Source organism: Castellaniella sp. WN, from assembly GCF_054457555.1.
Map to the genome: position 1 here is coordinate 610178 of NZ_JBTKZC010000002.1, position 20389 is coordinate 630566.

Genomic DNA, 20389 nt, shown 5'->3' on the forward strand with positions numbered 1-20389 from the left:
GCGCCAGGCATACAGGGCGGCCCTGGTGGTTCCGCCGACTCGCTCCACGTGCCCAGTGTCGATCAAGTGATCCAGGACGCGCTTGACCCCCTTTCGCACGGCCTCCATCTGCCTGGGCGTCAGCGTCCGGCCGCCCGATGCCTCATGCACCAGCTGCGCCATCCGGAACGCCCTGCCCGGGTACGGCCGCATCAGGCCCAGGATTTCAGGCGCATACTTCATCTTCTTCAAACTCCTTGAAAATCTCGATCTTGAATTCGTCCAGGCAGGCCAGATACTGGTCCCTGGTGATCTTCAGGTCGTTCCTGGCGCGCTGCCGGCGAGTGTTGCCGACGCGGATCCAGACCGGCCGCATCTCGCCTTCGTGCATCTCCACGCTGCGCTCGTACTGGTCGAACCTGGAGCGCTGGGTGTATTCGTAGCGCAGGACGCAGCGCGTCAGGGTCGGCAGCCGATCGAAGATGGCCTGGACGCGCTCAGCCCGCTCGACGTTGAAGATGATCTTGGGCGGCACGTCGTCCGATTCAGACTCCCAGTCTGGGGCTTGCCAGCCGCGCTCAGCGGAATAGCAGCGTCTTGGCTCCCTGGGTTCCGGCGATTCGCCAGCCCAGCACCAGGCAATCCAGTTCTCGATCTCGGCTCGGACGAAAGACGGGTATTCCATCAGCGCCTCCACACGGGTGAATTCTCGTTCCCATTCCCCGCCCTGCCGGCGGTCGCCTGCATCTTGGGTTCCGCCAGCGCGGCGCGGTCCAGGTTGTGACGCATCATGGACAAAGGCTTGATCGTCAGTGGCCTGAACTCCGGTGGCGTCCGGCGGCCCACGACCGGCAAGGAATCCAGCCAGGCGCGGATGAATTCGGTTTGATCGCCCACGCATGCGCGGCCGGTCTCGACCTCGATGGCGTAGACCAGGGCGTCGATGCGGGTGAGCGACCCCTTATGTCCAGCCTTGCGCAACGCCTCCCTGGCGCGGGCGTGGATGTGGGATGCGCGAGACAGATAGGTGCTCATTGGACGTCCCCGATTTCGACCATGACGAACCCTTCTTTCTTCGCGTCCAGGCAGTCATCCAGCAGCACCGGCCGGAAGATCGAGTCATCCACACCCAGAGCGCGGGCGATGCCGTCCAGGCCGTGTTTGATGGCACCCAGCATGCCATCCAGGTCGCGGCGGATGCGGTTCGGCTTGGCGAATGTGATCTTGACCGGAGACCGATCCGAAAGGCTGACGGTGTTTGCGCCCAGGGCCTGCTTGGCCGCGTAGAATCCGGTGTGGCGTGCCGCCTCGATGTGCGGCTGGAAGCGGTGGTAGCTGCCGCGCCGATTGTTCGGGAATAGCATGGGATGCGGCCAGGGCAGCATGATGGTGATATGGTCCAGGGTCATGCGGTCCTCATGATATTTGCGGTGAATCGTTGCTGCTCGGCCTCCAGCCAAGCCCGGCGCTTTTGCGATGTTTCGGTCGGCGCGGCCTGGAACATCCGGCATATACGGTTGAATGTGGCGCTCTCGTAGCGGCCTGCCCGGCCGTCCTTTGCACAAGTGCCGTAGCCCTGCTTTGCCATAGCCGGCACTGCGCGCAGGTCGAAATGAATGCAGTCGACGCAGTTGACGTGATCAGTCACGGAACCCCCGGCGCTGCGGCTTTGCGGGGGCCTCGGGCGGCACCCAAGTGCAGTTCTCGAACCGCATCTGTTCGCCCAGGTAGGTCAGCGGCACCTTGCCGGTCTTGCCCTGGCGGTTCTTCATGACGAACAACTCAGCGAATCCCTTGTTGGGCGTGTCCGGGTTGTCCTGCTCTTCCCGGTACAGGCCCAGCAGGATGTCGCTGTCCTGTTCGATGGACCCCCCGTCTCTGAAGTCCGCCGGGATCGGCCGCTTGTTCGTGCGCTTCTCGACCTCACGGTTCAACTGGCTCAAGGCCAGGATTCCGACGTTCAGCGTCTTGGCGAGGATCTTCAGGCCCTTGGTGATGGCCTCGATCTGCAGGTACCGCTTTTCCTCGGTGCCGGTCATGAGTTGCAGATAGTCGACAACCAGCAGGTCCAAGCCGGATTTGCGCTTCACGGCCCGCGCCTTCGTGACAACCTGCAGCAGGGACAACCCGGGCTCGTCGTCGATGAACAGCGACACCTTTTCCAACTGCGTGACGGCATGGGTGATTCGATCCCATCCATCCCCGCGATTCAGGGCGTCACCAGCTCTTGCCAGGACCGTGGCAGAGACTTTTCCAACGCTGGCCACGGCCCGCTCGGTCACCTCAGACTCCGGCATTTCCATGGACAGGAACAGGACACTTTGCTCGGCCAGGGCGGCGTTCAAGGCGATAGTCTCCCCCAGGGCGGACTTGCCCATGCCCGGCCTCGCACCCAGGGTCACCAGGGCGCCACGCCGGATGCCGCCATTCAGGATCTCGTCCAGGTCGGTCAGGCCGGTGGAGATTCCGGGGTTCGGCCCTTGTCCGTGCACGCGATCTTCGAGCAACCCGACATACCGACCCAGCGCCTCCCGGATGCTGGCCGGCTCCCGGCGCGTCGTGGTTTCTGCCAGCTTGCCGAATTCCGCCTGGGCGGCGTCCAGCTTCTCAGCGGCCGGTAATGGTCCCTGGACGATCTCGTGGACCGTGTGAGCAGCCTTGAGCATGCCGCGCAGCAGGGCCTTCTCGCGCACGATGTCGGCATACCGCCCGATGTTTGCCGCGCTCGGCGTGTTGATCATCAAGTCGTTCAGATGACGAAGATCAGCCTCTTCACCAGCGGCCTTGAGCGAATCGAACACGGTCACCACATCGGCCGGCTTCTGCTGGGCGATCAGGCGCTGGATGTGGTCGAAAATGACCCCGTTGGCGTGAACGTAGAACCGGTCCCGGCTCAGGTCGCCGATGCGGTCAATTGCTTCGTTGTCCAGCAGCAGGCCGCCCAGGACAGCCTGTTCTGCATCTTTGCTTTGCGGTAGCGCCGCGAGCTCGTAGGGCGCGTTCATGCAATCTCCCGCAATGACGCCTGGGCTTGAATGCCCTGGGTTGACAGTTCGTACACCGGCCCATCATCGGTCTGCTTCGCATACCAGAGCCGGTAGTAGCCCTTCTCGACGTAGTTCAGGAAATGCTGTCTCCACCGGGCCTGCAGTCGATGCGCATGTTGTCCCGGCGGCAGAAATTCGCGCTTGAAAACATCCCAGGCGATCTGCACGAACTCCATGGGCAGGCCAGTGGACTCAACGTAGTCCAGCAGAGGTTGGTAGCCGCTGATGGGCTTTTCCCCGGCCTGCACGCACTGGTCGATGAAAGTTTTCAGTTGGATGCGGGGTTCACGTTTTGGTTTGGGCGGGCTTTCACCCCCTTGGGGGTTAGGGGGTGTTTTATCTTTTCTTTTCTTCTCTTCTCTAGGTAACGCATCACTAACGATGCCAGCGTTACCGCCATCGTTACCAATGGCGTTAGTTTTGTGGTTTGCAACTCTTTTCGCGGTCAATGCTCGGTTTTTTGCCGTCTTTCCGTTGTGCCGGTCAAAGTTCGGCAGCATCAAACCACCGTCATAGACATCCAGCCAGCCAACCGCCTCCATCGCCGCGCACAATCCAGTAACGCCGATCAAACGATCAAGTAACGCCGTGGTAACGCCGGGAGCGTTACCGTCTATTGTTTGCTGGTCGAACCATCGCCACACCCGCAGCAACTTCCCAACCGTCAAATCAGGATCGTCCCACCCCATGGCTACGGTGATCGCCAGCACCTCTGGTTTATCCAGTGTGCTGACCTCGAATTTGAGCCATTCGCCAGCCATTACGACGCCTCGACGAACGACTGGTAGCTGTCCATCGGATCGCCGCCAAGCATGCCCAACACTTCCCATGCCGCCGCGTACGGATCTTTGACAATGTCGCTTCCGGTGAAGTGGACTACCCGATACCCTTGCCGCGTAAAGAACCGATCTCTCGCCTTCTCGTACGACCGCTGCTCCTTGTTTCTGTCATGAAACTGATGCCCGTCAAGCTCCACCACTACCGGCAACGATTCCCTAGATTTGTCGTGCGCCCGTTGGCTCACAACAAAGTCAGCTCTATATTTCCCGATCTTCATCTGCTCGGAGATATAAACCCCAGGCGGAAGAATCCAGTCTTTTTCCTTTATGCCCCAATAGGGTTCCTGGTTGATCTCTTCATATTGATGCTCGGCGACGATAAGGAAGGCGCAATAAAACATTTGCTCAATCGGCGACTTCGTGTTTCCCTCAAGGAAGTGGAGCAAGGTATCCTCACGGAAACGCTGTTCCTCCATTTTTGCTTTGCGCTTGGCGGCCTTGCCAACGAACCTCACGACATCGTCGGACAGTTCCGCTGCCGCCATCTCATCAAGGTTGCTACCCATGTCGATTTCCTTTTCGACTCCTGCAAGATGCACGGCGGCAGGCGGGCAGGAAAACCGCTTTTCGGGAATGACCCTAGCCGTGTGCAAACTCATCAATCGTCCCCATGCACCATGCGCGCCAGCGGCACGATGGCTTTCAGATAGGCCGATTCCACGTAGGCCGGCCATTTGTTCTGGCGGATCAGCGTGGCGCGTGTGGCGTCCACGGACTCCCATTCGACCCTGGCGCGTTCCTGGCGTGTGTAAATGCCGCCCTGGTCATGCAGGACATGGCAGCCGACAACGCCGGGGCGACTGCAGCACAGCGGAAATGTCAGGGCATCCGATGTTTTCAGGCCCAGCCCTTTCCCCGCGTTTGCATGGGCGGCCTGGGAGAACCCCACGACCCCGCACCTGGCGCACGGCAAGCTGGCGACGGCCCGCCGGTGCTCGACGCTACGGAATGACCTTTCCGGCCTGCGAAAGGGCCTGATGACCGTGCCTTGCGACTCCGCGACACGTTGAGCCAGCCCGGGCCCGCGCTTTTTCGAGCCGCGCCCCATCGGCTTGGTCGCCTTCATCGGCGTCTTGCGCTGCATCGGCTTGCCGGCGGATTTGAAGGTGGAGTTCCAGAGGGTCATGCGACGGCCTCTTGCGCCTGGTCCATTTCTTCCAGATCGAACAGCGTGGGCATCGTGGCCTCAGCCTCGGCTGCCTTCAGGTAGTGGATCGAATCGAAAAAGTAGCCGGCATTCAGTTCGCTGCCCTGCCCGCGCCGACCGGCCTTGATAGCGCGATACGGAACGGTTCCCAGGCCACAAAACGGGTCATAGACCAATTCGCCCTTGTTGCTGTAGCGCTCGATCAGCCGGTCCACGATGTCGAACTGCAATGGGCATACGTGCATCTCGACGGCGCGCTTTTGCTGGTCTCCATTCAGGGTCAGCATGCGATTCACGTCATGCCAGACATCCGGGTGATTGCTGCCAGGCGCCAGGCTCATGAATTCGGATGGCAGCGCCGACATGGCTTCCAGTTCCTCGCCGATCTTGATGTGGAACTCATAGTCATAGACGTTCTGCAGGCTGTAGTCGGTAAAGAGCTTGGCAAGTTTGGCCGGCCCCAACTGGGCCATTTCTTGCGCCGTGATCTGCCGGTTGCCGCCGGATCGCCAGAACGCATGAGCGTCCACCTGCCAGCGGGCCCGGGTGTATTCCGTTTTGCTTTTGGCGACACGCACATCGGCATAGCCTTTGCTGCGGTCGGTCTGAGGCTTGCGAAACAGGATGATGTATTCGGGGCTGCCAACACCCATCTTCGTGCCGTCTTTGCACTGTTCGGACCAGCCCAGCCTGTAGGTCTGGTTGTTCTCGCGGACCACGTCGGTTACGACCGTCACCATGCCCATGTAGTCGAATCCATGCTTGCGGCCATGCATGATGGCTTCGCAGTGAAAGGGGCTGACGGTCGGCGCGCCGGCGCCGGTGACGTTGCCAAACAGGATCCTGTCCTTGACGTGGCAGGCGTAGATGCGACCGGGCCTCAAGATGCGCAACAGTTCCGGGGTCAGGTAATCCATCTGACCCCAGAAATGATCATTGTTTTCCGTGTGGCCGAAGTCGTTGTATGAAGGGCTGTATTCGTAGTGATTGGCGAACGGAATGCTGGTGACGATCAGATCGACATGGTTCTCTGGTTGGCGCTTTGCCTCGTCCACACAGTCGTTATTGGCGACCGTGAACAATTCGGAGGCGACCTCAATGCGCTCGACGCCGATTGAGCGGGCCAGCGCCTCTTGCATGGCCAGCTGGTTCAATCCGTATTTCTTGATGATTTCCGTCATCTTCTTCACCATAGAATCGTGCCGATGCCATTTCTCCATGAGCGTTTTCAGGATGTCTTGCTCGGCCTCGGAATAAATGATGTCCACCCGGCAGCGGTGGGCCTGGCCGAAACGCTGGACGCGGTGGACGGCCTGAATGAAATCGTTGAATTTGAAGCCGATGCCCAAGAAGATCTCCCGGTGGCAGTGGCGCTGGAAATTGCAGCCGCTGCCGGCGATCACGGGCTTTGTGGACAGGATGCGAAACACGCCATCACCGAACCCGATAATCCGGTCTTCACGTTCGTCCAGGTCTTGCGACCCCCAGACGCTGACAGCGTCCGGGATGGCCTTCTGGATGGCGTGGCGCTCGATTTCCAGGTCATGCCAGATGACAAAATGATCATCTGGAGATTCATTGACCAGATCGACGGCCTTTGCCACTCTGGCATCCAGGCTGTTTTTCTTTTCATGGGCGGCAGCCGATAGGCCCAGGGCGGTATCCGGTACCAGCAAACCCTGGCCCCATTTATCGGCGCCGGCCGTCGCGTAGTCTGTCGGCACCTCGTGAAACTGCACATCCAGTTCGGGCAGGTCATAGCCTTCATCGGAAAAGCCCAGATCGGAAGGCTTTTGGATGAACACGGCCCAGCTGGATACCCACAGCCAGAACTCTTGTTCCTTGTGCGGGTACAGCTGTAGGTTTCCGGCCTTGCTGGAATCGCGCTTGAAGAATCGAGTGAGCGCCTGACCAGAGTCCATCTGCCCCAGGAACGCCGCGTAGTGGATCAATTCCTTGTAGCGATTCGGGCTTGGCGTGGCGGTGTTGACCAACTTGAAGCGCACGCCGGCGAACAGCGGCAGGAACTCTTGATAGGTCTTGCTGCCGAAGCTGCGCAGCACCGACGCCTCATCCAGGCTGACCGCGGTGAATTGCGCGGGCGTCAGCTTGCCGTCTCGCACCGACTCGTAATTCGTGATGTAGAACTGATGATCCGGCGTGATTTCCGCATCGGTGCGGATGAATCGCAGATCGACGCCCAGCATCATGGCGTCCCGGATAAGTTCTTGACGGACGCCCAGCGGGCAGATGATCAGACCCGATCCGCCGACCTTGCCGATGATGATGCGCAACCACTCGCACTGCATGACGGACTTGCCCATACCAAACGATGCGAACAGGCCGCGATTGCCGCCCTTCACGGCCCACTTGACCAGCATCTTCTGGTGCGGAAATAGGCCGGTGAACAAGTCGTCGTCGGAGACGTCGAAGCCTTCAAACTTGGCGATCTTGATCTTGTGGCGCAGGAATTCAGCGTAAGGGATCATGCCGCCACCTCGCGCAACATCGCATCCTCGATGCCGTAATAGACGGTCATGCCCAGATCAAACGCGATCCGAAATTCCAGGCTCGCGCCCCGGCTGGTGGGCCAGCCAGGCAGCATCAGGATGCTGTCGCAATCCATCAGTGCAACGATGTCGCGGCGCATGCAGTCAGTCCATGCCGTTTCTGGATCAGGATTGATCTCGGCCGGATTGACGACATCGAAGCCGTCGGCGCGCAGCTTTTCGGCTGCTGCGTGAAAGGCGGGGAAATTCATGTCGGGTAGGCCAGTCATGGGGCCGGCAATGTAGATGGTCATGCACCCCTCCCCAGAGACGTAGGCGACCACCGAACACCCTTCTCGTTGCCGAACGCGTGCGCGAGGTCGATCAAGTCCGTCATCTGGCGAACGGTCATCTTGCTGGTGCGCTGGCCTAGCAGGACCATGCCGCCATCGATGCCCACCGCCATGCGCATTTCTCGCTTCAGGCCGGCCGTAAGGATGTCCTTTACTTCCTCGGGCGACACCTTGACCAGGGCGCCGTTGACGACGAAATCCACCTGCCGGCTGATGTCCGTCAGGATCGACCACAGGATGTCGTTCTGAGCCAATGTGCGGGTCTTCGCGCGAATCTCGCAGCGGTAGCCGTCAGGCGCTGTGGCGGCGAGATGAGCGGCGTTTCTGCGGGCCAGTGGGCTGGTGAGGTAGATGACCTGTTTGTCCATCACGCACCCGCCGCTTGCTTGAACAGTGCCAGGATGTCTGGCATTGCCTTGGTCAGCGCGGCCATAGCCTGCTTTTGCTTGGCCTCGGAATCCTGCAGGTAACGTTCGATCAGCCAGTAGATCGGCGCGGTGTCGCCCGTGGCGTCGATGAATCGCACCAGGTCGTCCACCGTGAACTTGCGCGGATCGCCTGGGTTATTTGCCAGCTTGCGCGACAACTCCGACGGGCTAGTATCCATATCGGCGGCAATTGTTTTCAGCGGGTTCCGGCTGGTGTATGCAGCTTCGCGGATGCAGTCCAATAAAGACCCGTGGCGCTCGGTCAGACCAGGAGTGAAGTCGATAGTTAGTTGGCTAGCGTCATGTAGCGGCACGATTGTTTCCTCTACTTTCCGATGGATTCGGGCGCAAAATTTTTTGCATGGACAGCGAACAGGGAAAACGAATGGACACCACCCGCACCGAAGATCTTCTGCGTGAAGCCCTGGCGATCTGCCAGCGAGTCACTGATTGCGTGGAAATCGATCAGGCACTGCTCCGCGCCGTCTTTATGCGTCTGGATGAAGAGGCCCAGGAAGCGGCTTACGAGGCCGACGACGACGGGCCCGCAGTTGGCTGCACGGTGCACTGATGTGATCACAGCCAGTCCTTGTCCTTGCTGCCGCTCGACAGGCCATGGATGTATCCAAGGACATAGCCACCGGCGAAGACCGCCAGTGCGATCAGCATGATGGTCAGATCAGACATTGGCGGGCTCCTTGGCGAGTTCGGGCCAGATCAGGGCCGCATCGTCGGGGCGCAGCTTGAAACGCGACACACCAGATGCGGCCTCAAGCGCCGCGCAATACCTAGCCGGAACGCGGCCAGTAGCCACCCAAGACTGGACTGTTTGATAGCGGTTCAGCCCCAATGTCTCAGCGGTCTTTGCCAAGCCACCCAGACGCTCAACGGCCTGCGATACGGAAGGATTTGTGCTCATGACTAGATTCTATACTAGAAATTCCAGTAATACTAGATATTCCTGCATTGTCGCCAGATTTTCTAGTGATTACATTCCGGGCATGGGCACAATTCATGACCGGATCAAACAGGCCAGACAGGCTAAGGGCCTGTCCATGGAAAAGATGGCTGACCTTCTGGGCCTCAAGGCATACCAGACGATTCAGCAATGGGAGAACGGCAAGACGGCGCCAAGCCGCAAGCGCTTGATGGATGTCGCCCGGGTTTTGGGGGTCACGCCAGAGCATTTATCCCTTGGCACCGAGCCGGATGAAAACCCGGACCACGCGCCCATCCGCCTAGTGGACGCCAAGGCATCGGCCGGTAGCGGTCAGATCGTCTTTTCCGATGACATCACCAAGATTCTGATGTTCCGCCGCGACTGGCTGGCGAAGAATGACGCCAAGCCGGATCAGACTATCGGCTTCGAGGTGGCCGGCGACTCCATGACTGACCTGCACATCATTGATGGATCCGTGGTGCTGGCCAATCGCCGGCGCACGGACCCCATATCGAAGCGTGTTTATGTCGTCTGGATCAATGGAGAGCTGTTCGTCAAACAGCTGATTCAGCGTGATGGCGCCTGGTGGGCCAGGTCGCACAACGCGGCCAAGTCGAGTGACTACCCTGACATCCTGATTGAAGACCCGGCGGCCAGGATCGTGGGCCGCGCCTTCTGGTGCGGCTTCGGGCTGTAGGCTGGTGGTGTGGGGTTGGGGCGGGAAAATTGATGCGAAGGAGACCCGGTGGCTTGGTCAGAATACTTGGTGTTTGTTGATGAGAGCGGAGACCATAGCATGGATCCCATCAATCAAAACTACCCAATTTTTGTCCTGTCTCTCTGCATAATCAAACGACGGGACTACACCGACAACCTAGCGCCAAGGATAAAGTCGCTCAAGATCGATTACTTCGGTCACGATCTGGCGATTCTTCATGAGCATGACATCCTGCGAAAGAAGTCATGGTTCTCAAGGTTCGGCCCAAAAGAGCGCGAGGAATTGATGGCGCGTCTGGGGGAAATTATCGAAGAAACGCCATTCCATCTGATCGCGATCATCATCGACAAGGAAAGGCACAAGAAAAAATACGTAGCCCCACAGCACCCTTATCATCTGGCCCTTCAATTGGCCCTGGAGCGCTTGGCCGGGTTTCTGCGAAGTCGAGGCGAACGGGACGCAACCGTCAACGTGGTGTGTGAGGCTAGAGGAAACAAGGAAGACAGCGCCCTGGAACTCGCATTCCGCCAAGTATGCGACGGCGAAAATTTCAAAGGCGAGAGGTACCCTTACTCAATCGTGATTGCTGACAAAAAATGCAACTCCGAAGGGCTTCAACTGGCTGACCTTATAGCGCGTCCCGTTGGTCTATCTCACCTTCGACCTGACCAAGAAAACAGGGCGTACGAGATACTGAAAGCCAAGTTTTGCGCGAACTATCACGGAAACTTTCATGGAATAGGAAGAAAGGTATTCCCCTAGAAAGTCGAAGGGCCCCAAGGTAGTCCCAGGAGCCCAGCGCCGGTCGCGTAGTCGCAACCCACTTGCCATCATTCTATAGGCAGCCCACCCTAACATCAAGCACTTTTACATTCCAGCGTCAAGCAGCCAAATGTAATCGCCCAGCCCTCCCCGGAGGGCTTTTTCATGCCTGGGCGCACCACCCCACCCCCCAGCACCCCCAGCCGCCTAGAGCGGCCTTTTTGCGCCCCCCCCTCTCCCTGACCCTGATCTGAGCCCGGCCAGGCCCGGTTCTCCCCCCGCCCCAGAGCCGGATCAGACCGGCATGCGCGCCGCCCTCGGGCGGCTTTTTTGTGGGCGGTCGAATCATGACTATCAGCATCTGATTTCCGATAGATATTTTTGTCGAATCGAATTACTAGTTTTTCTTGCATACTGGATTTTCTTGTATTACTATCTCTCCAACGCATCACGAAACGCCTAGGCCACAGGGCCAGCGACAGGGATGCAGCAAGACCCCGCTCTTTTACAACTTGGAAGGGATAAACAGGCCAGGCCGCGCAAGCGGGACAAGCCCAGGACCCAATCGCCTACTCCTGAATGACAAGATCAGGCGCTATCGACCCGCACAGTACGCCAGGGAGGCTACAGGCTGCGCGGGGCGATTGATCGACATACCCGCTACCTGGAGCCTGCTCAGCAGGGAGTAGCCAGGGGCGGGATGTCCGGAGTCATCCGAGGCCGCACTCAACCGAGTGCTGCGCCGGATGACAAGGAGAACGAGATGGACGGAGAACAACTCAGAAAGTTCGCTCAACGCTGGAATTGCTGCTTGGAGACAGCCGCGTACTACTTCGATCTGCGCGCCGAGGGCTGCACTGTCGAGGCAGCACTGGCCTGGTGCGGTCTACTCATCAAGGAGCCAGCATGACCACTGAAACCGTGCTGGCGCCCATAGCCTGGCTGCGCGGCGACCAATTGCGCAAGTTGGGCAAGCCCCACAGCGATAGTCCTCTGAACGAGAAGACAGACCTCATGATGCTGCGCGCGGCCGGCACTGCGGAGACGGCCAAGAAGTACGGCCACGAGGTTTCCGTCATCACCACCGACCAAGCCGAAGCCTGCGCCAATGCCAGGGTGCGCGAGGCGCTGGAACAGGCGGCGAAGGTCGCCATGAACGCCCCGATCACCGCAGACATGCTTGATAGCGGTGATGCCAAGGCTGTCTGTTTCCACGCCTCGACGCGGATATTGATGCTGCGTCGATAAATCAACGCCTGCACGGCCGGAATCTGAGCAGTAGCCGGGTCCGGGCCGCACCCGGTTGGGTCAAGTCGAGAAGAATTCTGGGCGGCTTGCCGGTTTCTGCAACGGAATCAAACGTGGAGCGAACCGGACAGTGAGCGGGAACTGCGAAAAGCCCGACGCGTGGAGCACGTAATGCGACTGACGGAGCGCTGAAGACACGAGCGCCGCCTGGGTGGGATGCCCAGGGCCATCAAGAGCGGCGGTTGGTGGCGCGGATGTTGAAAGGGCTGCGCATTAAACGGGCGTATTGGGCTACCCGGCCAGCCGCCATCCTTGAAGGTTTGTACGGCGTCACCCCGTCCGCCAGAAAACCGGGGCCTGCAAATAAGGAGAGCGCCATGGGCGGCGATGCATCGTAGCGGCGTGATCCGCTGAGCCCCTGAGCATACGGGCGCAGAGAGCCGGGCGACATCGGCATGGGATCAGAGCTGCCTGACGGTTGAGGAGCACCCACCCTCGATAACCGGATGACGGCACCACGCGACGACATGGGAATACGCGAGCATGGGGCAGACAGCCCGCGCGCACATTGCCCGACCCCACGGCGAGCGGGGCATCCTGGAAGCAAGGCCAGGACCATCACATAGCGACAACGCCCAGCGCCTCTGCTTTTGTACGCGCTGGCTTTCAAATCGAAGCAGATGCCGGTATGCCGGAGCAGCTATAGGCGAGACGTGGCCTGGCTGAACAACTCCGGCCGCTGCGGTGCAGCTTCGCGCATGGTCCCGGCGGCACGGGCCGACCCCCCTTCATCAGACCTTCAGCAAGCGGCGCTGCGCAGCCGGCTTCGTGCTACTTGCCGAGGGCCTGACACCTGAACCCGCCAATACCGCCCGTGTGCACACGGACGTGACGGCGGCGGACGCAAGCTGACCCTCGACCTTTTTTGGAGACTGACATGAGCGCAGTGGATTCGCTTTTCATGTGGCTGGCGGCTGTCTCATTTGCTGCCGCTGGCGACGCGCTGTGGGTGAGCAGGATCCGCCCTGCCCTGGCGCCCCGCTTCGGCTGGCGCGACCTGGACCCCGACGAATTGATCCCGGCGAAGGCCTGGATCGGCGCCCTGGCGGTGCTGGCCCTGTTTTTCGTCTTCGTGCCGTTCGTCGGCGCGGCTGCGGGGTACTGACATGATCCTCGACACCCACATCCAGGGCATCCCCTGCCGCGTCCGGCTGACATATCACCGCAAAGAGGACAGCCCGGTTCTGAACGGCCCGATCGACTGGGCTGACCCGGGGTCACCCGAGGAAGTTGATTTTTCGGTGCTGGACATGCAGGACAAACCCGCACCGCACATCGAGCGCGAGATGCTGCCCGAGGACCGGGCGGCAATCGAACAGGAATTGATCGCAGCGATTCACGTCGAGGCCGAGCAGGCCCGCGCTGACGCCGCCGAGCTGGCATTTAACGAATGGGGAGCATACGCGTGAACACTGAAACCATTGAAGTCGAGGTCCTGGACCCTGAAAAACCCATCGCGGCCTACAACCCGATCCGGGCTGGCATCCAGGCCATGCAGGATAAGTACGGCAAGACCGTATTTTCCGTGGCCACCACGAAGGATATGGAAGCCACAAAGGCCGCCCGCGCCGAGGTCCGCGAGGTCCGCTACAACGTCGAGAAAATCAGGAAGGCACTGAAGGCCCCTGCCCTGGCTTACAGCAAGCGAATCGACGACGAGGCCAAGGAATACACTGAGGCCATCATGGCCATCGAGGCCCCCATCGACGAGCTGATCAAAGCCGAGGAACGCCGCAAAGCCGAGGAAAAGGCGGAGCGTGAGCGCATCGAAGCAGAGCGCCAGCAACAGGTGCAAGGCGCTATTGATGCCATCAAGGACGGGGCTGTCTCCCACGCCGGGTGCTCGTCGCAGCAGTTGGCGGCTGCGATTGATGTCTACGAGTCGGTGGAAATCACCCTGGAACGATTCGGCGACCGTGCCGGCGAGGCAGCAATTGCGAAACAGCAGACGCTGACCAAGCTGCAAGACATGCGCGCCGCCGTCCTGGCGCAGGAAGCCGAAGCCAAGCGGCTGGCAGATGAGCGCGAGGCCCTGGACCAACAGCGCCGCGAACAGGAAGAGCGCGAAGCGCAGGCCCGCGCCAAGGCCGCAGCCGAAGAGGTCGAACGCAAAGCCGCAATCGAGCGCCAGCAGGCTGAAATGAAAGCCCAGCAGGATGAAATTGACCGGCAGCGCCGCGAGATCGAGGAAGCCAAGGCGGCAGCCGCAAAAGCCGAACAGGACCGGCTAGACACCATCGCTGCCGAAGAACAAGCCAAGCGTGACGCGGCAGCCAAGGCCGCCCAGGACAAGGCAGATGCTGAGGCCGCCGCCGCAAAGAGGAAGGCCGACGAAGAAGCCGCAGAAGCCGCCCGTCGTGAGCGCGTGCAGTTTGAGCAGAACGGGCCGGGCGCTCAGGCGATCATCGGAACCCTGGCCCAGCACTATCGCGTCCACGAATCCAGTGTCATCAAATGGCTGCTGGCAATAGACCTGGACGCGGCCAGCAAGGAACTCCTGAAGGAATTCGCATGAACGCAATCGTAGAGGCTCCGCGTACACAGATCATGTCTGCTGACCAGATGCGCGAACGGATCAATGCCGTGCAAAAGGTCATGCAAGCCGTGATGAAGGAAGACACACACTACGGCAAAATCCCCGGCACTCAGAAGCCGACGCTCTACAAGGCCGGGTCCGAGGTACTGCTGACCACGTTTCATATGGGCACCAGAATCGAGGTCGAGGATTTGTCCAAAGCTGATGAAATCCGCTATCGCGTGAAAGTGATCGGGTTTCACCAGCCGACAGGCACCGATGTTGGTGAGGGTGTGGGCGAGTGCTCCACGGGCGAGGAAAAATACAAGTGGCGCACAGCCATCTGCGAGGAAGAATTCGACGCATTCCCCGAGTCTCGCAAGCGCATCAAATTCCAGAAGTCATGGAATCGCACTAGCCGCCGCCACGACATCCTGCAAATTCAGCAGGTGCGCACCGAGCCAGCCGATCTGGCCAACACCGTCCTCAAGATGGCAAAGAAGCGGGCACAGATCGATTTCACGCTCACTGCCCTAGGGGCATCTGACATTTTCACCCAGGACATCGAGGATCTTCCCGATGAACTGCGCGGTGCAGCCGTGGACAGCGAAGGCAACCCGGCTCCGGCCGGCAGTCCCGTTGAACACCCAGCCATGAAGGAGGCCAAGACCGTGCAGGACCTGGCCAAGATCATGAACACGCTGAAGGCTGACGAGCGCAAGAAGTTCCTGCCCTACTTTCAGGTCCGCAAGGCCGAACTGGAGGCCGCCAATGAGCAACCAGGGAAGTGAAGAATGGTTCCACGCTCGGCTTGGTCGGGCAACGGCGAGCAACTTTGCCGATGTGCTGGCCAAAGGACCCAAGGGCGGCGAATCGCTGGGGCGCCAGAAGCTAAAGCGCGTCCTGGCCCTGGAGCGCATCACGGGGACGCGCGAGGAGGGATTCTCAAGCGCTGATACGCGACGAGGGCAAGAGCAGGAGCCGTTCGCCCGTATCGCGTATATCGCCCGCACTGGGCGCAATGTCATCGAATCGGATTTCATCCCGCATCCAACCATGATGGCCGGCGCAAGTCCTGACGGCCTGATTGAGGTCGACGGGTTATTCGAGGCCAAACGCCAGGTGCGCGAGATCCACATTGAGGTGCTGCTGTCAGGGGAAATCCCGAGTCAGTATGTCCCGCAGGTGCAAGGGAATCTATGGATCGCCAAGCGCAATTGGTGCGATTTCGTGTCCTACAACGAAACCCTGCCGGAACCCTTAAATCTCGTCATCGTGCGTGTCATGCGAGACGAGGGGTACATCAAAAACCTGGAAATCGCCGTCGCTCAGTTCCTGATCGAGGTCGATGAAATGGTCAAACTCATACAGAAAAAGGCGGCGTAATGGCAAGCGTGAATAAGGTTGTTTTGATCGGCAATTTGGGGAGAGACCCTGAAGTTCGATATTCCGCTGATGGTGCGGCAGTCTGCAATATCTCGATTGCCACTACCGAATCATGGAAGGACAAAAATACCGGCGAGCGAAAAGAGATCACCGAATGGCATCGTGTCGTGTTCTATAACCGGCTCGCCGAGATCGCGGGCGAATACCTGAAAAAGGGCCGTTCTGTTTACGTCGAAGGGCGCCTCAAAACCCGTAAGTGGCAGGACAAGGAGACCGGCGCCGACCGGTACAGCACCGAAATCGTCGCGGACCAGATGCAGATGCTGGGCGGGCGGGATGAGGATGGCGGGCAACGGGAAGCGCCGCAAAGGACGGCCCCACAGCGCCAGGCCCCAACACAGGCCCGGCAGAGCATGGCTCAGCAGGCACCAGCGGGAGATCCTGCGTGGGATGACGGGTCAGATATTCCGTTCTAGTTCCCGGCCCGATGTTGCTGGGTAAATTCGCTCCATTCCTGGGCGACGGCAGAAACTCGATCCTCAAGTTCTGTCAGCCTATCCCTAACTGCATCGTCGTAGATATCGGGACTGGTTTCAAGAAATGAATCCAGGCTCGCGCACGCATCACCGAATTTCCTAGACAGTGCGCTGAGTTTTTCCAGCCGCTCTTTGTTGTTCATTCAAAAAACCCTCCCCGCGCCACCACGGCGCCCACAAATCATACCCCCAACCCCGCGCACCCAGGCCATCGGCCTCGGATAGTCGCGCCTATACCAAATCAACGGGCACTCAAAAGCCAGCAGCGGCCCCCCATTCCTGCGCTGTCTGGCTGCCCACCCTATTGGAGATTGAAGATGACAGCTACCGAACGCGCCGCGAAGGCACTGGCCTCCCCCGCAGAGTTTTGCGCCCTGATGGCCCGAGCCAGGGAATTCAAGTTTCCCGGCTGGTGGGACGGTAGTGCATTCCGAAGCCATCCCGTAGGCATCATCAGCGGAACGATCAAGATGACGAACTTCTGGCACGTCAACCATACGTGCAGGATCGAGATCACCGATGGCGACGGCTGGAACAGATCTGTGTGTCAGGACTCGCGCGCGTACGGAGACCCGCACCCGAGGCCGGTCAGCGGTCGGGAGATTGTCGTGTGGGACAACGGCAGCTGGGCGAGCGCCGGAACCCAGGCCGCGCTTGAGCCCAAAGTCCTTGAGATCCTGTCTGCCCTGGCCCTCCATGTCGAGCAGGCAGAAGAGGCGGAACGGGCGGAAGAGGCTGAACGCAAGGCGCTGGACGTCCAGGCACGCCGCGAGGCTGAACAGATCGCGATTGCCAAGGCCCTTTCCTCTGCCGACGCCATGCTTGCAGCCAGGGAGCGGTCATGAGCACACAGCACCAGGACCTTGACGCATGGGAATGCCCCGAGTGCGGCGGCGCGCAGCTTAGTCAGAAATCCCCGGAAACCCGCACCAGTGCTTACGGTACCGGTGGCGCCCGCCGGGCTGCCGCCGCCAAAGCCGAGGGGAAATCATGAGCAAGCGCAGCAAGGAAAAGCGCCAGAAACCGGGGCGCGACATCCCCTATCCGGGCCAATCACGATGACCCGCGCCGATCACATCATGATTGCCCGCGTCTACCTGCGTGAGGCCAGAGCGCGGCGACAGCCACATCAACGCAGTTTTAGATTCCTGCTGCTGCAATGGGCGGCGAATCGTCGATTGCTGGCCGCTCATGCAGCAACGGAGCCGAAGCAGAGGGAGCTATTCGCATGACCATCAACACCGAAACCATCCGAGACGCCGCCGAAGTGTTGGACACCCTGACCAGCACTCTGGCTGTCGATCATCCGCTGCGCACACAGGCCGCAGCCAGGGCAAAGGAACGTGTTAGCCAACTCTATGCGGCTGCGAATGAAATGGGCCGGCTGCGAGCCGCGCTGCTCTGGACAGCCGGAGCCCTCCAAGTTTGCTGCCACGCCCGACACGTCATCCGCGAGAGCGATCAGATCACGTGCGAAAAGGAAACCCGCACGATCAAGCAGATCCTCGACCAAGCGGATGCGGCCCTGGGAGATCCATCATGACCATCAATACACAGAAGCTGCGCGATCTCGTGACCTTCGATTTCGAGCTGCCCGTCAGCGTAAGGGATGCCGTAGACGATGCGTGTGACCACATCGACGCCCAGACAGCAGAGATAGCACGGCTGCGGGATGCCTTGCTTCGCCTCGAAAGGGGTTTTCAGGCAGGCCGCGACAACGCCGACGAAATGTTTAGGGGATCCGGCAACGTTTATCACGACGGCCGCAGGGTTGCATACGACCAAGCCGCTGCCGATGTCCGCGCCGCTCTATCAGGAGAATCCAAATGCTGATGACCGAAGAACACTACGACCTGATGACGGCGTTCGAGCGCTGCCATTCCGGACGCTTCGACCGGGAAGAAAAATCACTGTGGCAGAAAGGCGCGATCTACCAGGACGGGCACGTGAACGAATTGTTCCTGGCATACCGACGTGGGTACGCATACTCCCAGGCCGACACTCGCAGCGACATCCAGAACCTCGAAGCGTCACGCGACGGATATCGAGACGATGCCCGCATGCTGCATGCCGCGCTGACCTGTGTGTTGAACGACCTGAAAGACCGTGCCGAAGACGGCGTGATGGATATCAGCCAGGGCGTACTTGTCATTGCCGAGACAGCTCTGGAACGGACGAACGCCTTAGAGGGGATCAGCCATGACTGACCGCTACGCTGACCTGCGGGCCGCGCTGGACGCGGGGCCGAAACCCGGAAAGTGGACATGGAAGCAGGTCGGCAGCTTCAACACGCCGGGCTGCGCGGTCATCTGGCCGGACACGAGCAAGGGAGGCATCCACTATCGTCGCCTGGATTCTGGCGGCGGCATGGAGCAGGTGGATGCTGGCTACATAGCCGCTGCCCACCCCGAAACCATCCGCGCCCTGCTGGCCGATTACGAACGGGTGCGCAATGCCCTGGAACTGTTCCTGGCACACAGCCCGGAGCCGGAATGCGCTATCTGGCGGCACGTGCATGACGTAGCCCGCGCCGCACTCACACAGGAGGGGCCATGATGAAAACCTACTGGAAACGCCTGCGCGCCCATCCCGGGGTGCCTATCGCAGCGGCTGGAACATTTTTCTTCCCGCTCGCCGGGCTTGGAAATAGCGATTGGATCGCCGGTGTCATCGCTGGATCTGCTGCGTCCGCCGCAGTCTGGGCAATTGTTCTTTGGACGGCACGAACGCAACCGATGCGCGAGGATGTTGGCGCACAGGAACAGGGAGGCAGCGATGGCAACCAAAATTGATGGACGCGCCGCATGGGTCGAGCATGCCATCGGCCGCGAGCTGACTGACTTCCAGCGCCGCGCCGTAGTGCTGCTGTGCAAATCAATGCGCTGCGGCCCCTACGACTTTTCGCGCACGTTTGAAAAGGCAGACTGGCAATACGGTCGCGGTGTGCGGTTCGTGGTGGACCACGGCCGCCTTGCCACATGGGATATGGCCGGCCTCACCACGCTGGTAATCGGCGCTCACGACGAGTGCATCCGCGTCGAGATTCGCCCGGTCAACTTCCGAAATGTCGCCATTTGTATGTGGCCGCGCCAGCGAGAAGGCGACATCAGCGAGCGCCACCCGACTATCGAGAGGGCCGTCCACTATTACAGAGGCACGGATCCGAAGGAGCAACCGCATGACAACCAAGACTAACATCACCCTGCCTCCGCTGCCCGGCGCACTCGTCGATGTCGAGACCGAGGCCCGCGCATACGCCCGCGCAGCAGTCGAAGCCGACCGGAAAGACCATGTTTGTGACGCCACGAAAATGGTGCCGAGCGACGAGGAAATCGTCGCTCTGTCGAGGCAAATGCTGGCAACCGCCCGCACTGACAACATGATCGCGTTCGCCCGCGCCCTACTTGCCCGCTACGGTCGGCCTGCCGCCCCTGTAGCGCAGGAGCCGGTGGGAGAGGTCTTCACGATGGAACCCCTGGACGGGTCCGGTGATGTTCGGTCGCACGCTCTGCTGAGCAAGTCGCTGCCTGCTGGCACGAAGCTGTATGCCGCCCAAATTGCCGCACAGGCCCAGCCCAGCGCCCAGGATCAGAAATGTCAGACCTGCGGCGGTCGCGGCTGGGTCGGCGGTCCGTCCTACTATGCGCCAGATGAGGGCGGCGAACCGTGCCCTGACTGCGCCCAGGATCGGGAGGATGCGGAGCGATACCGTTTTATCCGCCCAGGAGACGCAATGGTCTGGTGCAGCAGTGGAGATGATCTTCTTACTGGTCGCCAACTGGACGCCGCTATCGACGCCGCTCGCGCAGCGCAGGGGGAATAATCATGCGCAATATCTGCAAGCACTGCGGCGGCACCGGATGGCTCGGCCCGTATGAACAATGTCCGTGGCGCGACGGCACCGGTGGCAGCGCAGCGAAGGAGACCGGCGATGCCTGACTT

At 60.3% G+C, this 20389-nt stretch carries 33 protein-coding genes; 19 read left to right on the plus strand and 14 right to left on the minus strand.

Annotated elements, in window-relative coordinates; translation table 11 throughout:
- Window positions 1-205 precede the first annotated feature (205 nt).
- From ACTPOE_RS16770 to ACTPOE_RS16825, 12 genes are read right to left on the minus strand one after another with little or no spacing between them, the layout of a single operon-like run.
- Window positions 206-664: a hypothetical protein gene (locus tag ACTPOE_RS16770; protein WP_458873353.1), complete on the minus strand. Its 459-nt coding sequence runs from the start codon at window positions 662-664 to the stop codon at window positions 206-208.
- Entirely contained in the window at window positions 664-1014 is a 351-nt protein-coding gene (locus tag ACTPOE_RS16775) for a hypothetical protein (RefSeq protein WP_458873354.1), read from the minus strand. Before ACTPOE_RS16775 ends, ACTPOE_RS16770 begins: the two co-directional genes overlap by 1 nt.
- Window positions 1011-1388, minus strand: coding sequence for a hypothetical protein (locus ACTPOE_RS16780; protein ID WP_458873355.1), 378 nt, complete (start codon window positions 1386-1388; stop codon window positions 1011-1013). The genes ACTPOE_RS16775 and ACTPOE_RS16780 overlap by 4 nt, the downstream gene beginning before the upstream one ends.
- Window positions 1385-1627 carry a hypothetical protein gene (locus ACTPOE_RS16785; protein WP_458873356.1) on the minus strand — a complete coding sequence of 81 codons (243 nt, stop codon included), beginning with the start codon at window positions 1625-1627 and terminating at the stop codon, window positions 1385-1387. Before ACTPOE_RS16785 ends, ACTPOE_RS16780 begins: the two co-directional genes overlap by 4 nt.
- Window positions 1620-2984, minus strand: a complete 1365-nt coding sequence (locus ACTPOE_RS16790; RefSeq protein ID WP_458873357.1) for a replicative DNA helicase — start codon at window positions 2982-2984, stop codon at window positions 1620-1622. The genes ACTPOE_RS16785 and ACTPOE_RS16790 overlap by 8 nt, the downstream gene beginning before the upstream one ends.
- On the minus strand, window positions 2981-3787 hold the full coding sequence (locus ACTPOE_RS16795) for a hypothetical protein (protein ID WP_458873358.1): 807 nt from the start codon (window positions 3785-3787) through the stop codon (window positions 2981-2983). Before ACTPOE_RS16795 ends, ACTPOE_RS16790 begins: the two co-directional genes overlap by 4 nt.
- Complete coding sequence (locus tag ACTPOE_RS16800) at window positions 3787-4464, minus strand: endonuclease domain-containing protein (RefSeq protein WP_458873359.1); 678 nt, start codon at window positions 4462-4464, stop codon at window positions 3787-3789. The genes ACTPOE_RS16795 and ACTPOE_RS16800 overlap by 1 nt, the downstream gene beginning before the upstream one ends.
- Window positions 4464-4991 carry a hypothetical protein gene (locus ACTPOE_RS16805; protein WP_458873360.1) on the minus strand — a complete coding sequence of 176 codons (528 nt, stop codon included), beginning with the start codon at window positions 4989-4991 and terminating at the stop codon, window positions 4464-4466. The genes ACTPOE_RS16800 and ACTPOE_RS16805 overlap by 1 nt, the downstream gene beginning before the upstream one ends.
- Window positions 4988-7501: a DNA methyltransferase gene (locus ACTPOE_RS16810; RefSeq protein ID WP_458873361.1), complete on the minus strand. Its 2514-nt coding sequence runs from the start codon at window positions 7499-7501 to the stop codon at window positions 4988-4990. The genes ACTPOE_RS16805 and ACTPOE_RS16810 overlap by 4 nt, the downstream gene beginning before the upstream one ends.
- Window positions 7498-7815, minus strand: a complete 318-nt coding sequence (locus ACTPOE_RS16815) for a DUF4406 domain-containing protein (protein WP_458873362.1) — start codon at window positions 7813-7815, stop codon at window positions 7498-7500. The genes ACTPOE_RS16810 and ACTPOE_RS16815 overlap by 4 nt, the downstream gene beginning before the upstream one ends.
- On the minus strand, window positions 7812-8222 hold the full coding sequence (locus ACTPOE_RS16820) for a recombination protein NinB (protein WP_458873363.1): 411 nt from the start codon (window positions 8220-8222) through the stop codon (window positions 7812-7814). Before ACTPOE_RS16820 ends, ACTPOE_RS16815 begins: the two co-directional genes overlap by 4 nt.
- Window positions 8222-8596 carry a phage regulatory CII family protein gene (locus tag ACTPOE_RS16825; RefSeq protein WP_458873364.1) on the minus strand — a complete coding sequence of 125 codons (375 nt, stop codon included), beginning with the start codon at window positions 8594-8596 and terminating at the stop codon, window positions 8222-8224. Before ACTPOE_RS16825 ends, ACTPOE_RS16820 begins: the two co-directional genes overlap by 1 nt.
- 71 nt (window positions 8597-8667) lie before the next feature.
- Here ACTPOE_RS16825 and ACTPOE_RS16830 point away from each other — a divergent pair, with 71 nt between their 5' ends.
- Complete coding sequence (locus ACTPOE_RS16830; protein WP_458873365.1) at window positions 8668-8853, plus strand: hypothetical protein; 186 nt, start codon at window positions 8668-8670, stop codon at window positions 8851-8853.
- A gap of 108 nt (window positions 8854-8961) precedes the next feature.
- Here the strand turns inward: ACTPOE_RS16830 and ACTPOE_RS16835 are convergent, their stop codons facing one another.
- Window positions 8962-9201 carry a YdaS family helix-turn-helix protein gene (locus tag ACTPOE_RS16835; protein WP_458873366.1) on the minus strand — a complete coding sequence of 80 codons (240 nt, stop codon included), beginning with the start codon at window positions 9199-9201 and terminating at the stop codon, window positions 8962-8964.
- 82 nt (window positions 9202-9283) lie between these two features.
- Here ACTPOE_RS16835 and ACTPOE_RS16840 point away from each other — a divergent pair, with 82 nt between their 5' ends.
- From ACTPOE_RS16840 to ssb, 10 genes are all read left to right on the plus strand, one after another.
- On the plus strand, window positions 9284-9919 hold the full coding sequence (locus tag ACTPOE_RS16840; protein WP_458873367.1) for an XRE family transcriptional regulator: 636 nt from the start codon (window positions 9284-9286) through the stop codon (window positions 9917-9919).
- Between the two features lie 69 nt (window positions 9920-9988).
- A complete protein-coding gene (locus ACTPOE_RS16845) occupies window positions 9989-10702 on the plus strand; it encodes a DUF3800 domain-containing protein (protein WP_458873522.1) in 714 nt (237 codons plus the stop codon).
- Between the two features lie 763 nt (window positions 10703-11465).
- Window positions 11466-11612 (plus strand): hypothetical protein, encoded by a 147-nt coding sequence (locus ACTPOE_RS16850; protein ID WP_458873368.1) that lies wholly within the window; start codon window positions 11466-11468, stop codon window positions 11610-11612.
- A complete protein-coding gene (locus ACTPOE_RS16855; protein ID WP_458873369.1) occupies window positions 11609-11950 on the plus strand; it encodes a hypothetical protein in 342 nt (113 codons plus the stop codon). Before ACTPOE_RS16850 ends, ACTPOE_RS16855 begins: the two co-directional genes overlap by 4 nt.
- Before the next feature lie 937 nt (window positions 11951-12887).
- Complete coding sequence (locus ACTPOE_RS16860) at window positions 12888-13115, plus strand: hypothetical protein (protein WP_458873370.1); 228 nt, start codon at window positions 12888-12890, stop codon at window positions 13113-13115.
- Between the two features lies 1 nt (window position 13116).
- The gene (locus ACTPOE_RS16865; RefSeq protein ID WP_458873371.1) at window positions 13117-13419 is read left to right on the plus strand and encodes a hypothetical protein; all 303 of its coding nucleotides are present in this window, start codon (window positions 13117-13119) and stop codon (window positions 13417-13419) included.
- Window positions 13416-14525, plus strand: a complete 1110-nt coding sequence (locus ACTPOE_RS16870) for a hypothetical protein (protein WP_458873372.1) — start codon at window positions 13416-13418, stop codon at window positions 14523-14525. The genes ACTPOE_RS16865 and ACTPOE_RS16870 overlap by 4 nt, the downstream gene beginning before the upstream one ends.
- Complete coding sequence (locus tag ACTPOE_RS16875; protein WP_458873373.1) at window positions 14522-15316, plus strand: hypothetical protein; 795 nt, start codon at window positions 14522-14524, stop codon at window positions 15314-15316. Before ACTPOE_RS16870 ends, ACTPOE_RS16875 begins: the two co-directional genes overlap by 4 nt.
- Window positions 15297-15911, plus strand: a complete 615-nt coding sequence (locus ACTPOE_RS16880) for a lambda exonuclease family protein (protein ID WP_458873374.1) — start codon at window positions 15297-15299, stop codon at window positions 15909-15911. Before ACTPOE_RS16875 ends, ACTPOE_RS16880 begins: the two co-directional genes overlap by 20 nt.
- Window positions 15911-16387, plus strand: coding sequence for a single-stranded DNA-binding protein (gene ssb / locus ACTPOE_RS16885; protein ID WP_458873375.1), 477 nt, complete (start codon window positions 15911-15913; stop codon window positions 16385-16387). The genes ACTPOE_RS16880 and ssb overlap by 1 nt, the downstream gene beginning before the upstream one ends.
- On the opposite strand, the gene ACTPOE_RS16890 is transcribed toward ssb, so the two are convergent.
- A complete protein-coding gene (locus tag ACTPOE_RS16890) occupies window positions 16384-16590 on the minus strand; it encodes a hypothetical protein (RefSeq protein ID WP_458873376.1) in 207 nt (68 codons plus the stop codon). The genes ssb and ACTPOE_RS16890 overlap by 4 nt on opposite strands.
- 174 nt (window positions 16591-16764) lie before the next feature.
- On the opposite strand from ACTPOE_RS16890, the gene ACTPOE_RS16895 reads away from it, so the two are divergent.
- The 8 genes from ACTPOE_RS16895 to ACTPOE_RS16930 all read left to right on the plus strand — a co-directional run bounded on the left by ACTPOE_RS16895 (window position 16765) and on the right by ACTPOE_RS16930 (window position 20270).
- The gene (locus ACTPOE_RS16895; RefSeq protein ID WP_458873377.1) at window positions 16765-17292 is read left to right on the plus strand and encodes a hypothetical protein; all 528 of its coding nucleotides are present in this window, start codon (window positions 16765-16767) and stop codon (window positions 17290-17292) included.
- A 383-nt stretch (window positions 17293-17675) separates the two neighbouring features.
- Window positions 17676-17990, plus strand: a complete 315-nt coding sequence (locus ACTPOE_RS16900) for a hypothetical protein (RefSeq protein ID WP_458873378.1) — start codon at window positions 17676-17678, stop codon at window positions 17988-17990.
- The gene (locus tag ACTPOE_RS16905; protein ID WP_458873379.1) at window positions 17987-18280 is read left to right on the plus strand and encodes a hypothetical protein; all 294 of its coding nucleotides are present in this window, start codon (window positions 17987-17989) and stop codon (window positions 18278-18280) included. The genes ACTPOE_RS16900 and ACTPOE_RS16905 overlap by 4 nt, the downstream gene beginning before the upstream one ends.
- Window positions 18274-18654, plus strand: coding sequence for a hypothetical protein (locus ACTPOE_RS16910; RefSeq protein ID WP_458873380.1), 381 nt, complete (start codon window positions 18274-18276; stop codon window positions 18652-18654). Before ACTPOE_RS16905 ends, ACTPOE_RS16910 begins: the two co-directional genes overlap by 7 nt.
- Window positions 18647-19003, plus strand: coding sequence for a hypothetical protein (locus tag ACTPOE_RS16915; protein ID WP_458873381.1), 357 nt, complete (start codon window positions 18647-18649; stop codon window positions 19001-19003). Before ACTPOE_RS16910 ends, ACTPOE_RS16915 begins: the two co-directional genes overlap by 8 nt.
- Window positions 19000-19239 carry a hypothetical protein gene (locus ACTPOE_RS16920; protein WP_458873382.1) on the plus strand — a complete coding sequence of 80 codons (240 nt, stop codon included), beginning with the start codon at window positions 19000-19002 and terminating at the stop codon, window positions 19237-19239. Before ACTPOE_RS16915 ends, ACTPOE_RS16920 begins: the two co-directional genes overlap by 4 nt.
- Complete coding sequence (locus ACTPOE_RS16925) at window positions 19223-19642, plus strand: hypothetical protein (RefSeq protein WP_458873383.1); 420 nt, start codon at window positions 19223-19225, stop codon at window positions 19640-19642. Before ACTPOE_RS16920 ends, ACTPOE_RS16925 begins: the two co-directional genes overlap by 17 nt.
- Window positions 19626-20270 (plus strand): hypothetical protein, encoded by a 645-nt coding sequence (locus ACTPOE_RS16930; RefSeq protein ID WP_458873384.1) that lies wholly within the window; start codon window positions 19626-19628, stop codon window positions 20268-20270. The genes ACTPOE_RS16925 and ACTPOE_RS16930 overlap by 17 nt, the downstream gene beginning before the upstream one ends.
- The last annotated feature ends 119 nt before the right edge of the window (window positions 20271-20389 follow it).